Origin of the sequence: Bacillus sp. Root920, from assembly GCF_001429445.1 — a bacterium.
Taxonomy (GTDB): Bacteria; Bacillota; Bacilli; order Bacillales; family Bacillaceae; genus Bacillus; species Bacillus safensis.
Map to the genome: position 1 here is coordinate 298,472 of NZ_LMJV01000001.1, position 13,917 is coordinate 312,388.

Annotated in this window: 10 protein-coding genes; 5 read left to right on the forward strand and 5 right to left on the reverse strand. The window is 40.4% G+C overall.

The annotated features are described in order from the left end of the window. The first annotated feature begins 29 nt into the window (after positions 1 to 29). Genes ASE42_RS01215 through ASE42_RS01225 form a run of 3 tightly spaced genes read left to right on the forward strand, consistent with a single transcriptional unit; the run spans position 30 to position 4,239 of the window. Entirely contained in the window at positions 30 to 1,889 is a 1,860-nt protein-coding gene (locus tag ASE42_RS01215) for a beta-glucoside-specific PTS transporter subunit IIABC (RefSeq protein ID WP_056765258.1), read from the forward strand. A 4-nt stretch (positions 1,890 to 1,893) separates the two neighbouring features. Then, entirely contained in the window at positions 1,894 to 3,360 is a 1,467-nt protein-coding gene (locus ASE42_RS01220; protein WP_024423979.1) for a glycoside hydrolase family 1 protein, read from the forward strand. A gap of 30 nt (positions 3,361 to 3,390) precedes the next feature. Beyond that, entirely contained in the window at positions 3,391 to 4,239 is an 849-nt protein-coding gene (locus ASE42_RS01225) for a PRD domain-containing protein (RefSeq protein ID WP_056765262.1), read from the forward strand. A 96-nt stretch (positions 4,240 to 4,335) separates the two neighbouring features. On the opposite strand, the gene ASE42_RS01230 is transcribed toward ASE42_RS01225, so the two are convergent. The 5 genes from ASE42_RS01230 to ASE42_RS01255 form a co-directional block, all read right to left on the reverse strand. Beyond that, a complete protein-coding gene (locus ASE42_RS01230) occupies positions 4,336 to 5,514 on the reverse strand; it encodes a Rap family tetratricopeptide repeat protein (protein WP_056765265.1) in 1,179 nt (392 codons plus the stop codon). 656 nt (positions 5,515 to 6,170) lie between these two features. Continuing rightward, positions 6,171 to 6,932, reverse strand: coding sequence for an ABC transporter ATP-binding protein (locus tag ASE42_RS01240; protein WP_056765270.1), 762 nt, complete (start codon positions 6,930 to 6,932; stop codon positions 6,171 to 6,173). Between the two features lie 13 nt (positions 6,933 to 6,945). Next, positions 6,946 to 9,273: an FtsX-like permease family protein gene (locus ASE42_RS01245; RefSeq protein ID WP_056765274.1), complete on the reverse strand. Its 2,328-nt coding sequence runs from the start codon at positions 9,271 to 9,273 to the stop codon at positions 6,946 to 6,948. Next, entirely contained in the window at positions 9,270 to 10,523 is a 1,254-nt protein-coding gene (locus ASE42_RS01250) for an MFS transporter (protein ID WP_056765278.1), read from the reverse strand. Before ASE42_RS01250 ends, ASE42_RS01245 begins: the two co-directional genes overlap by 4 nt. Positions 10,524 to 10,592: 69 nt before the next feature. Next, positions 10,593 to 11,243: a TetR/AcrR family transcriptional regulator gene (locus ASE42_RS01255; protein ID WP_056765281.1), complete on the reverse strand. Its 651-nt coding sequence runs from the start codon at positions 11,241 to 11,243 to the stop codon at positions 10,593 to 10,595. 162 nt (positions 11,244 to 11,405) lie between these two features. Here ASE42_RS01255 and ASE42_RS01260 point away from each other — a divergent pair, with 162 nt between their 5' ends. Together ASE42_RS01260 and ASE42_RS01265 are read left to right on the forward strand one after the other, a co-directional pair. Beyond that, entirely contained in the window at positions 11,406 to 12,518 is a 1,113-nt protein-coding gene (locus ASE42_RS01260; RefSeq protein WP_024427577.1) for a CdaR family transcriptional regulator, read from the forward strand. A gap of 118 nt (positions 12,519 to 12,636) precedes the next feature. Next, positions 12,637 to 13,908, forward strand: a complete 1,272-nt coding sequence (locus ASE42_RS01265) for a GntP family permease (protein ID WP_056765283.1) — start codon at positions 12,637 to 12,639, stop codon at positions 13,906 to 13,908. Positions 13,909 to 13,917 lie beyond the last annotated feature (9 nt).

Genomic DNA, 13,917 nt, shown 5'->3' on the forward strand with positions numbered 1-13,917 from the left:
TCTCGTGTATGAGAAAAGGGGGAGGAAAAATGAATTACACACAAGTTGCCAAAGACGTTTTACAGCATGTAGGCGGCAAAGAAAACATTGCGCACCTTGAGCATTGTTCAACAAGACTTCGCTTCACACTAATCGATCAGAAAAAAGCAGATGTATCAGCACTAGAAAAAACACCAGGTGTTATAGCTGTCAGAATGTCAGGACAATGCCAAGTAGTCATTGGGAATGACGTCATTGAAGTGTATCAAAAGGTAACAAGTTTAATAGGCAGCAGCTCATCAGGCCAAGACGTGCCTTCCAATCAGCCAAAAGAAAAAAGAAAAGCAGGCACAGTTCTGTTAGATTTCATTGTAGGTGTCTTCCAGCCGCTTGTACCAGCTATCGCAGGCGGAGGAATTTTAAAATCATTTCTTCTCCTTTTCTCTTTATTAGGCTGGATGGATGCAAAGGGACAAACCTATCAAATACTGAACATGGTAGGTGACGCACCACTTTACTTTCTGCCTTTACTAGTTGCTGTAACGACGGCGAATAAACTAAAAGTAAACCCGCTGGTCGCACTATCAGCAGTCGGTGCGCTCCTTCTGCCGAACATGACGGCGATGCTTACAGAAGGTGCGCAATTACTTTCATTCGATGTAAAAAATATAGCTTATGCGTATCAAGTGTTTCCGGCAATCCTTTCTGTATTGCTTTACGCGCAAATGGAAAAATTCTTTACGCGGTTTTCACCAAAACCAATTCGGATTTTCTTCGTTCCGATGATGTCATTGGTCATTACTGTACCAGTTACGCTACTTCTGTTAGGGCCGATTGGTTTTACAGCAGGGCAAGGTTTTTCATCTATTATTCTTGCGATGTTTAATACGGTAGGCTGGGTAGCTGTCGCCATTTTAGCAGCGGTTCTCCCGTTCATGGTGGCATCAGGCATGCACAAAGCAATGGTCCCTTATGCAGTCACAACGATGGGGAACCTAGGGAAAGAAGCACTTTATTTACCAGCATCACTTGCGCATAATATTGCGGAAAGTGGAGCTTGTTTTGCTGTCGCACTTCGAACAAAAGACAAGGTACTCAGATCAACAGCCATTTCGGCAGGAATATCAGCATTTTTTGGCATCACAGAGCCGGCGCTGTATGGTGTGACACTGCAAAATAAGCGAGTCCTTGGAAGTGTTATGATGGGTTCGTTTGTTGGCGGGATTTTCATTGGTTTAGTTGGTATACAAGCCTTTGTGCTTGTTGGCCCTGGATTAGCAAGCATGTCGATGTTTATATCAGATGAGCTCCCGCGAAATTTGATGTTTGCTATCATTGGAGCGGTCATTTCGTTTATTGTCGCCTTTATCGCTGCTTTTGTATTAGGTAAAGATCGAACTGTAGAAGAAAAGACAAAGGACCAAGCTGGGTTTGCTGAAAAAATTGGAGCAGGAGAAACATTCAAAAGCCCTGTGATTGGTCAAATGATCTCTCTATCTGAAGTGAAAGATGATATTTTCTCTTCAAAGGTCATGGGAGAAGGAATTGCCATTGTACCTTCAAAGGGAGCACTTTATGCACCACTAGATGGAGAGGTAACCTTACTGTTCGAAACAAACCATGCACTTGGTATGAAGACGGACCATGGAGTTGAAGTATTATTCCACATCGGCATTGACACCGTTCAGTTGGAAGGTCAGTATTTCCATCCAAAGGTGCAGGCTGGAGAGCGTGTTCAAGCGGGTGATTTATTGATTGAATTTGATCTAGAAAAAATCATGGAAGCAGGGTATGATCCAGTAACTCTTGCTGTAGTCACAAATACAGATCAATATGATATTAAGGTACAGCCATTACAAGAGGTCAATCGTCAAGATACATTGATGGTTGTTACACAATTAGGAGGATAATCATATGAAAAAAATCAAAGGTTTTCCAAAAGGATTTTTATGGGGCGGCGCCATTGCTGCTAACCAGGCAGAAGGCGCCTGGAATATAGATGGAAAGGGACCGTCTGTTGCAGATATTGCAATGTACCGTTCCAACTTGAGTGTAGAAGATTATGAAGGTCATCTTGCTGTTACCACTGAAAATATAGATCGTGCGATGAAAGACCCAGACGATAAAAAATACCCAAAGCGCAGAGGTGTTGATTTCTATCATCACTATAAAGAGGATTTGGCTCTCTTTGCTGAAATGGGATTTCAAACACTTCGCATTTCTATTGCATGGAGTCGTATCTTCCCTACTGGAGAAGAAGCGGAACCGAATGAAAAAGGGCTGCAATTTTATGATCGTGTATTTGCAGAAATGAAAAAACACAACATAGAACCGATCGTGACACTCTCTCATTATGAAATGCCATTAGCCCTTAGTGTGAAATATAACGGCTGGGTTGAAAGAAAAGTAATCGACCTCTTTGTGAAGTTCGCCAATGTTTGTTTCGAACGTTATAAAGATGATGTGAAATATTGGCTCACTTTTAATGAAATTGATAGTATTCACCGCCACTCTTTCATTACAGCGGGAATTATTCCTGATCGCTGTCCAGAAGGAAAAGTGGAAGAGACGGTGTACCAAGCACTTCATCATCAATTTATTGCATCTGCTCTTGTAACAGCAGATTGCCATCGTATCATCCCAGGCAGCCAGGTAGGATGTATGCTGACAAAATTGACAACGTATCCGCATACGTGCCACCCGAATGATGTGGAACAAGCTTTGAAACAAAACTTAGAAAACTATTTCTATGCAGATGTTCAGGTATTTGGCGAGTATCCACCGCTGATCAAGCGCATGCTTGAGAGAAAAGATATTCATATTCAAATGGAAGCAGATGATCTAACCATTTTAAAGGAAAACACAGTAGATTTTATCTCATTCAGCTACTATATGTCTTTAACGGAATCAGCCCAAGAAGGATTAGAAGAGACAGAAGGAAATACCATTCGTGGAGTCAAAAACCCTTATCTTCCTTCAACTGACTGGGGCTGGCAAATTGATCCGGTTGGTCTGAAAATTTCTTTGATCGAATTGTATGATCGCTATCAAAAACCTCTTATCATTGTCGAGAACGGCATGGGTGCAAAGGATGTAGTTGAAAGTGATGGCTCAATTCATGACGACTATCGTATTAACTATTTTAAGGAACATTTCCGTCAAATGAGAGAAGCCATTGAAGAAGGCGTCGATCTCTTCGGATATACGAGCTGGGGCTCAATTGATATTATTAGTGCAGGTACATCACAAATGTCAAAACGCTATGGCTTCATTCATGTAGATCAAGATGATGACGGGAACGGGACATTAAAACGATCTCGAAAAGACTCATTTTATTGGTACAAAAAAGTCATTGAGACAAATGGTGAATCGCTTGATTGAACACCACAATCATGAAAACAGGTGATGACGATGTTTAAAATCAAAAAAGTTTTAAACTCGAGCGTGGTCCTGGCTGAAGATCAGAACCAACAGGAGATGGTTTTGTTCGGCCGAGGAATTGGCTATGGACAGAAACCAGGTCAAATGATAGAAGAGAAAAAAGCGGACCAAGTCTTTATGTCAGTCGATAACATGAGAGCAAAAGAATTTCTTCAACTGTTAGATTCAATGCCTCAGGAATTTATCGATTTAACTCAACACATCGTCCAATATGCAGAAAAACGTTTAAACTCAAATTTAAATTCAGGTATTTATTTTACCTTAATGGATCATTTGAATTTTGCAGTGGAACGTCATAAAAAGAATATTAATATTACGAATCGCGTGTATTGGGAAATCAAAAATTACTATACAGAAGAATTTGAAGTAGGAAATTACGCACTTGAGTTAGTCAATGACACATTTGGCATACAATTACCAAAAGAAGAAGCTGCCAATATCGCCTTTCACTTAATTAATGCATTAGGTGAAGAGTCCGAGTCGAAAGATGGTATGAAATACGCCAAGATGATCGGAAGTATTGTCAATCTTGTGCGCTACACGTTGAATATGGAAATGGATCAAGAGAATATTCATTACAGCCGGTTCATTACACATGTGAAATTCTTCGTAGAAAGATTTTATGCTGATAAATTATTATCAGATCAAGAAAATGAGTTATTTGAACAAATTGCACACTTATATCCTCAAGCGATGGATGTTGCTTTTAAAATCAAAGACTATATTAAACAGGTGCATAATATCGTCATTCCTAATGATGAGCTTACTTATATTGCGGTACATATACACCGCCTCATATGTTATCAGCAACTAAAATAAATGTGGAACCACTTGCCTTGATGAGGCGAGTGGTTCTTTGTATGACCAATGTTATATTAAGTTCCGATAGGGCGTTCTGTTGTACCAGGATTGCCATCATTTAATGTATTGAAAGCCCCTGTTTGTCCTAAAACAACGATGGTCAAAGTGATGATCAATAAACTCATTTTTTTCATTAGAATTCCCCCAGTCAATGATAGGATGTTTCATGCGATCAGCTTCCTTTAAAAAGAGATAGGCTTGATGAATTGCTCCCAGCTCTTCAAAGTGTTTTGCAGCTAATGCACTTAATTCACAGACTCCTTCAGCATCTTTTAATTTTTTAAGAATGCTGATTTCATCGAAACAGGCTTGAGCTTTTTGAGCCATATCTTCAGTGAAGTATAGATGGTAAAGCAAATTCATTTTTGCTGTATAGATGGGGCATTTCTCTGATTCATGTTTTTGGTTCACCAATTCGAAGTAATAGAGAGCTTGTGTCCTTTCATCGATAGAAAGCAGCTCTTTCATTAACATGTACATGGAGTGATGAAAGTAACACGAAGAGAGGTAGTCTTCATCACTAAGAGCCTTTTCTAGGGCATCAATACATTTTTTGGCTTCGCCAGCTTCGGCGTACAAAATGCTGATATTATGATAAAGCTGTGATGTTAGAAAATGATCGTTGAGACTGTCTGCGATGTGTAATGCTTTTTTGTAGTAGTCTTCTGCTCTTATAAAGTCACCAATGTCCATATAATTAGCAGCGGCGATGACAAAGGCTGCAGCTAGTCTTCTCTCATATCCTTCATGACTTTTGAAAATATCAATAGCATTCTGAATATAGTGTAGAGAAATCAGGCTTTGACGAAGCAGCATATATAAGTTAGCGATTTTCGTATGAAATTCTGCTACTTCTATTTCATCAGGAATGTGTTGTAGTTTTTTCTCGGCAATTTTAAACAGTCCAATGGCTGATGCATAGTCTCTTTTATATGAAGCGTAAAGGGCTTTGTATAGGTAAAAGTAGTATTCAATTAAGTCGTTTGTTTTAGAGGGGCAATCTGGCTCTGGCTGTTCCTTCAGTTTTGTACCTCTCCGTTCATATAACATGAGCTTATACTTGCCTTCTAGCAATGAGTAATAGGTCAAAACTTCCTGATTTTCTTCCATTTTTTGAAGTAATTCTTTTAATTCTGTATACATTGCTTTTGCACTGTGTACATCATGCTTGCGAATTGCAATTCTCCAATCATTTAAACGATTCCCCACCTGTTCAGCAGAAATGATAGCCATGGAAATTTCACCTCTTTAAGATCCTTTCACCTGTTTCATAAAAAACGATATCACAATTTTTGGTAAAATATAATCGTTTCTGCGAAGTGATTGACAAGAGGTAATAAAAAGGACCTAAGGTCATGTGATGTACGATATTGTAAGGGTGATTGCTTGTTAGCACAAATGAATAAAATCTCTTTTTGGAAATCTAAAAAAGGGATATATACAATGGATTTTATGATAATGAACGAAAATATCACTCGTATATTTGGAATAAAGCAGTTTTAACTATTTCAGAGGAAAAATGGAAGGTCGATCTAGGAAAGAAAATCATGTATGATGTTGCTAGATCATGAGATAAGAAACTGGTAGATGACGACAAAAGTAAGTATTAAACACAAACTCCGACCTTTTAGAAAGGATGTTGAACTGAAAAAAAGATTTCAAAGTTTAAATAGACAAATCACAGTCATTATCGCGACTCTGTTACTTGTTTTAGTGACTGTTTATATGTCAAAGAGATACTTTTATAGCAAAGAAATTGAGTTGCTGACAGAATCTTGTCAACAAGCTGGCGGCAAAATCATCTTAGAAACAAATAGTTTGTCTATGGATTACTCGTTTGAGTGCCAGAAAAAGTAGAACAGGCAGTTTCCTGCCTGTTTTTACTCAAATTAAAAACCTAAATCTTGCAGCCATTGATTTAATCTCATTTCTCGTTTCTCGGCAGTTGAATGGTCATATCTACCTAATTGTAAACTGTCTGCAATTTCTCCGTCATTCATAAACATGATTTTTTCAGAACGAAGAGCCACCTTAGGGTCATGTGTGACAAGCAGCAGTGTTGCTCCTTCAGCGTGTACTCTTGAAAAAATATTCATCACTTCCTTCGTTGTACTGGAATTAAGAGCCCCTGTTGGTTCATCAGCAAAAAGTATGTCTGGTTCATTCATGAGCGCTCGGCAGATAGCGGCTCTTTGAAGCTGTCCTCCCGATACTTCTGTCAAATATCTATTTGCCAAATGATCAATATCAAGTTTTTCCATTAAATATTGAGCTCGTTCATTCAATTCTGGTCTTGTCTTTTTCTTTCCTAAATAAGCTGCAGCAATGATGTTGTCAAATAGATTAAGATTTTTTAGTAGATGGCTGTGCTGAAAAACAAACCCCATCTCTGTTAAGCGCAGAGCACTTAACTGTTTGTCTGTCATTTCTGATAGTGATTGGCCTTTATATTTGATCTCTCCTGTTGAAGTTGTTTCTATGCCGCTCAGCTGATAAAGTAAGGATGTTTTCCCACATCCAGAAGGTCCCATAATGGTCACGAATTCCCCACGCTTTATCGATAAATGAATATTCTTAAGAATCGTTTGTTTCTGTCCTTTTAATGAATCGATATGCAATGACAATTGCTGCGTTTCAATCAAGTGTTCCATGTGAAACATCTCCTTATAAAAGTGTATGCCTTGTCGTTTGACTAGAAAAAAACGTCTTCAATAACCAGGTGGTCAAAGCTAAATTGACAATAACTAGTGTAACGGGGTACACAACTGACACCCATTGCGGTGACAGCCACTGGAGGCTCGATGCCCCTAATGTTGCTCCACCTATACTCATCAAAGCAGGACCAATGGTACTCACCGCGATTGTTCCAATAAAGGCGCCAAAACACAGAACAACGATAAAACTCGATATATATTGTGCTGTTATATCTGTTATAGAAAATCCAATTGTTCTTAGCATGTGGTTTCGGCTCGAATCTTTCGCCTTTAACATGTGCAGAAACATGAATAGCATTAAGCTGGCGGTTCCAAAGGCAGCTAATGCAGCAAAAAATGCAATGATTTTTACAATAGCTGCTGTGCTGCCGATCGTTTGATGAACGTATTCTTTCATATCTGTCACTTTTGCAGGAGATACCTTTTTTTCATATATTGTCTTTTTCTCTGCAATATTTACTCCTGGCTTTAGTTGGATTTGAATGGTTTGCCAAAGAGCTGGTTGAGGAAATGGCTGTGATATTGCTTTTGCTGTTTTGCCCCCATTGGTTACGTCCTGATAAATACCTGTCACCGTTCTTTGGATTTCATGCCTATTATTTACGAGAGTGATTCTTTCTCCTATCTTTTTCTGAAGTGAATCTGCATTTAATACGGATAAGGCAATTTCTTCATTCTTTAAAGGCTGCCGCCCTTTTAAATAGTTGAGGGGAAATGCTGAGAGCTCACCTGTTTCTAAGTAGAGCGTTTCTAATGTGTTCTCCTTTGATTTCACCTGAAGAGAAGTAGTTTTATAGATGGCTGCTGTTTGTATGCTCTGATCTTGACGAATCATTGATTCTATTTCGTTTGTATTTTTCGCTAGATGATTTCCTTGGCGTATATCCATTCGAAGGTCACTTTTACCAGAGCCAAGGTATGTGATGAAATCCGGTGATTGTAAGGTATGCCATAGCTGAATAGGCATGAGCATTAAAAATGTACAGAGTGCAATAATACAAGAAATCGTTGTGTACAACTTCTTTCGTGATATCAGATCTTTTAAACCAAGCCAAATATTGATTGGTATGAACCTGCTTTTCTTGAGGTGCATAGGTATTTTTTTCTTATGATTCGGTGAATTGATAACGCCTTGAAGTGCTTGAGCAGCCGATATTTGACCAAACTTTCTTAGGACAGCATAGCTGCAAGAGATGACGATCATTGCCGTCGCAATAGAAACAAAAAGCGGGATTAACCAATGAGCAAAAGAAGGCTGATTCCCCATGTAACGGTGAATATTGGTTGTAAACATATCACCAAATATAAGCGTTAACACATATCCTGCTATACACCCTGCACAAGCAAGCGCGGCATACTTACCAACGTATAATTGCTTGATTCTTGTTAAAGGGATCCCAAGCACCTTCAGTATGCCAATTTCACGTTCATCCTCTTCTATAGAAGCCGTCATAGCAAGATGGAGAGAGAGAAGGGCTATACTGATGAGCAGCAGGCAAACAAGCAGGAGAATGGCAATGACCATTCCATCTGTCAATGCATTCAGCATACGCAGTAAAGGTAGTGTGACAGCTGGACCTTGTTGTGGCAGCTGTGATGATTGATAGATTGCTTGAAAGGTATCTGTCTGCGAGGCATCATGTAGTAAAAATTCGATTAAGTACTCTTTGTGATGAAACACTTGATTTATTGCATCCCAATCCTCGTTATGAAGAAGAAATCTTTTTGAACTGACAAGACTGGGGTTCATTTGTGCATCTCGCAAGAACGCTTTGATGCGAAAGGGGAATTGATTAGCTCCTTTCTCAATCAGTAACGTTTCACCTATGTTGAGCTGATACTTTTGTTGAAAATAAATTGGGACAGCCACTTCACCTTTATTGACAGTGAACTTTTCGTTTTGTTCATTTAGAAGAAAATCAAAGTTGCGATTTTGCTTCACAAATAAATGATCCATCACACCTGCTTTGGCAGGCTCATGTCCGAACCTGATGTTTGCATGTTCAATTGGTATCATTGGGACGATTTGATGGGCTTTTACCATGGATTGCTTGCTTGAAAATGCTTTAATGTCTTTTTCATTTAGGTCGCCGTCATGCATTTGGACAAAGTCTGGCGCTTTGGCAGAATGGAGCAGGTTAGAAATGGAACCATTCAGCTGTACGATCATTTGAGCTGCACTTGATGCGAGAAATGAAGTCATCATGATGCAAATGGTTAAGCCGATTGAAATGAGACGGTGTCGGGTTAAGTCTTTCTTTATAAACGCTAATCTCATGAGGCTGCTTCTCCTTCATGCTGAAGCATATTTTTTGTTAAGCAGGCTAGTGCAAACATGAAAGTACTGACGATGAGCACAGTCACATACATGGTGGCTGAAAACGTATTGAACAAAAATCCATACATCATTTGGCCAAGCGGAGCAGCACATTGAGAAACCATTGTCAGATTGGCCATCACTTTTCCTAATTGATGATTTGGTGTTTTCTTTTGAACATGTGAAATCACAACGATTGAGATCATAGTTAGCAGCATAGCAATTGGAAGACATCCTGCTAAAAAGAGAAAATAAGCTGGATAAGTACCAAATTGAAGAGCTGTTTTGGATGTTGAGAATGCCACAGGCAGCAAGATGACTGCGATGACAAGAAGCCAGCGATATAAAGTAGGAATGCGCCAATGCTTCGCTACAAGTCCAACTAGCAGAGCCCCTGCGATGACAGCGAACTCAATCAAGCCCATGCCTATTCCATACATGATGTCACTGCTCTTCATTGTGACCCTTAAAATGATTGGACCCCCAACAATAAAAAATGGTGTAAGGATGAAATTTAACATTGCAGCAAGCAGCATGGCTTTTTTTAAAAATGGCTGGCTGCCAATATAAGAAAATCCTTGTTTCATATCTTTTATGAGCACTTTGCCCATAGACTCTGTCAGCGGACTAGGGGAGAAGGAAATGTTTAACCTTAAAAGCATGCAGGCTGATAGAAAAAATACGATGGCACTTGCACCGATGATGGATTGGCTTCCAATCATTCCGTATAGAACTCCTCCGATAATAGGTGCGAGAACACCTGAAAGTGCCTGAACGCCATTGACAATGCCGTTTGCTTGTTCTAATTGCTCTTGTTTCACTAGCTGTGGAATGCTGGACATGACAGCGGGAGCATAGAACGTACTCATCACGCCAAGCAGTATCATGACAGCTCCGATCATATAGAGTGAATCATTTCCCGAAAATAACCAAAAATAAAAGGCAAGAATCATCATGCCGGTGAGGACATCAAATAAAATCATTAAGTTCCTTCTGTTAAACCGGTCAGCGATTGCACCAGCTAACGGGGAGAGAAGGAGCGGGATATTGGATAAAGCGAAAAGTAAGGCATATAAATCAACTCGATGCGTCATATCCAGTACGTGTAAAGATAGAACAAACCGAATGAGAGAAGATCCGAAAACGGAAATAATCTGTCCGAGAACGAGGTAGATAAAGTGGGATGACCCTCTTTTGGATAACAAAGACATGAATATCACTCTCCTTTTAGACCGACCGTCAGTCTACAATATATGCAGGATTGGTATTGAAGTGACCAATCACTGATTATTTCCATCCAGCTCTCCAGATAATCGCTTCAGCAGGAATGAAAAGCTCCCCTTTTCTGCATGCAATGAGGATTCGAGTATATCAATAAAAGCTAAAGCGCGTTGTATACTTTCTTCGGCTGTCCATCGAAAAAGGCCTTCATCAAATATGACCTGTGCAGAAGCAAGGAGAAATTCAACCGTCTCTTGCGGATACTTCGTTTTGAATGTCCCTTCCTCTACACCTTGCTGAATGACATCTGCCAACACTGGTGATAGTTCTTTAATGGCTTTGATTAAGCTTTTTTGATGCATTTCTGCATTAGAAGGCTGATGGAACTGATCGATCATGCCCTGTTTATGGCTTCCTTGCTGAGGTGATTGCGCCATGATGATACGAAATAGTTTGTCAACGACTGGAAGGTCTGGCTCAGCTGCAATACGCTTTGCTACGATGATATCTTCTTTGATGATCCTGTCAATAATGGCATCCATTACTTCTTCTTTGGATGCAAAGTAGTAATAAAAGGTGCCTTTTGCAATGCCAACGGCTTTTAATATGTCAATAATCGTTGTTTTCTGATAGCCTTTGGTTGAAAAAAGCGCTTCGGCTGCGTTTAATATGTCATTTTTACGTTCCTCAGGATGTTTAACGGTTCTCATAAAGCCGTCCTTTCTTTTAACTAGACTGTCGGTCGGTCCTTTGATTTGATTAAACACTTTTCAGGGTGTCTTTGTCAATGGCTGGTTTTTAAACACTTTGCATTTATTGTTCAAAGACACTATGATACATTGAATGAAAAAAACCTTCAGGGGAGATGACAAATGCAATTTTTGACCAGTGAATTGGCTCAAGAAATGGTTGAACGTACGATGCATATTTTACATAAAAACATCAATGTGATGAATGCAGATGGTGTCATTATTGGTTCTGGTGAACGAAACAGGATTGGCCAGAAACATGATGGTGCACGGCTTGTACTGACAAGCGGGAACAGTGTGGAAATTGACCAGGAGACCTCTTTGCGCTTAGAAGGGGTGAAACCTGGGATTAACTTGCCTATCTGCTTCCATGAACAAGTAGTTGGTGTGATTGGAATTACTGGTGAACCAGAGGACATTCGGCATCATGCCGAGCTGGTGAAGATGGCAGCTGAACTGGTGTTAGAGCAATCTTTTCTGCTTGAGCGGGTTCAATGGCGTCATCGAATAGAGAGTGAAATTGTCAATCAGTTGATTTCATATTCTGATGTTGGGGATCATCAGCTGAAAAATCGAGCTGCTTGGCTGGGGATGGATTTAGACAAGCGCCGAATGGCTATTGTTTTTCAGCCAGTTCCATCCTCAGAGGATGCTGTTCATAAATTGATGCATGCGATTCAATATGATAAGAATGCGGATGATTTACTTGGCATGACCTTTTGTCATGAATTGATTCTTTTAAGTCAGCCCATACCTGAACATCGAGTAAAGCAGGCGGCAGGTCATCTGCAAAAAACAATGCAAAGAGCAGTAGGAAGCCAAGTGTTAGTGGGGATAGGGACTGTCGCTGAAGACATCAGCCAGCTGCCAATTTCTTTTCAGCATGCGAGAGAAGCCCTGAGGTTAGGGAAGGCTCTTGATCCGGAAGAAAGTATGTATTTCTTTGAATCGTATCAGCTGGAAAGCTTATTCATGAAGGTGGGAATTGCTGAAAAGAACAGTCGATGGACTGACTTTTACAAGCCTTTGACACAAGAAGCAGAGCTCGCCCATACATTAAGGGTTTACATTGAAGAGGGCGGTGATTTGCAAAGAATTGTTGATCGTTTATTTATTCATCGGAATACATTGCGTTATCGTTTAGACAAAATTCAAGGATTGACCGGAAAAGACCCTCGTCATGTAAAACAGTTAATCGAGCTTTATATGGCGCAGCTAATGACTCAACTATCTTGATTGTGCAAATGCACAATTCGGAAGAGTGGTCAGTTAAAAAAATTCATCCAGATTCACAACACAATCCCTTAGGGTAAACGCTTACAATTGGAGAAAGATATTTTTAGGGGGATTGAGAATGGGTGGAGATGTGACGGTAAGTACTCTGGGAGCCATGGCGGCGCTTGTGATCGCGATTGTTCTCATTCTAAAAAAAGTATCACCTGCTTATGGCATGCTGGCTGGTGCATTCATAGGCGGATTGGTTGGCGGGGTAGACATTGTTCAGACCGTCAACGTTATGATGGAAGGTGCTAAGGACATGATTCCGGCTGTCCTTAGAATTATGGCCGCAGGTGTACTGGCTGGTGTTCTCATTGAATCAGGTGCAGCGTTATCTATCGCTGAGGCCATCGTGAGAAGGCTTGGTGAGGCGAGGGCACTATTAGCACTCGCTCTTGCAACGATGATTTTAACAACAGTGGGCGTTTTTGTAGATGTTGCGGTTATCACGGTAGCGCCCATCGCACTTGCCATTGCCAAACGCGCAAAGCTCTCAAAAACGGGAATACTCCTTGCTATGATTGGAGGCGGGAAGGCAGGAAATATCATGTCACCGAATCCGAATGCCATTGCCGCTTCAGACGCTTTTGGTGTACCTCTGACTTCAATGATGGCAGCAGGTGTCATTCCAGCTGTGTTCGGGTTGGCTGTTACATATGTATTAGCTAAAAAGCTTGCAAACAAAGGGACACCCGTTCTTGAAGAGGAAACTGGGCAATGTAAAGTTCAAATACCTTCTTTTTTTCAAGCACTGGCTGGTCCGCTGGTTACCATTTTATTGTTGGCTTTAAGGCCGCTTTTTCAAATCAATATAGACCCAATGATCGCTTTACCGATTGGAGGGATTGTAGGTGCTCTTTTCATGAAAAAAGGGAAATTTCTCAATGATTATGCGATGTCGGGGCTTCATAAAATGTCAGGTGTCGCGATCATGTTATTAGGGACAGGTACATTAGCAGGAATCGTATCGAATTCTTCCTTAAAAGATGTGTTTATTCAGGCACTGGATGCATCGGGTTTACCTCCATATTTACTTGCGCCTACTTCCGGGATATTTATGTCAGCCGCGACCGCTTCGACAACAGCAGGAACGGCGGTAGCGAGCGGTGTGTTTAGCGGAACACTGATTGGGCTTGGTGTATCTGCTCTTTCAGGAGCAGCCATGATTCATGCTGGCGCAACAGTGCTTGACCATATTCCGCACGGGAGCTTTTTCCATGCAACAGCAGGAAGTGTTCAAATGGATATTAAAGAGCGTTTGAAGCTCATGCCTTTTGAATCGTTAATCGGTTTGACGTTAACCGTTGTATCGACCATTATTTTTGGCGTTTTCCAGCTGTTTGGCTGAGGACATGAT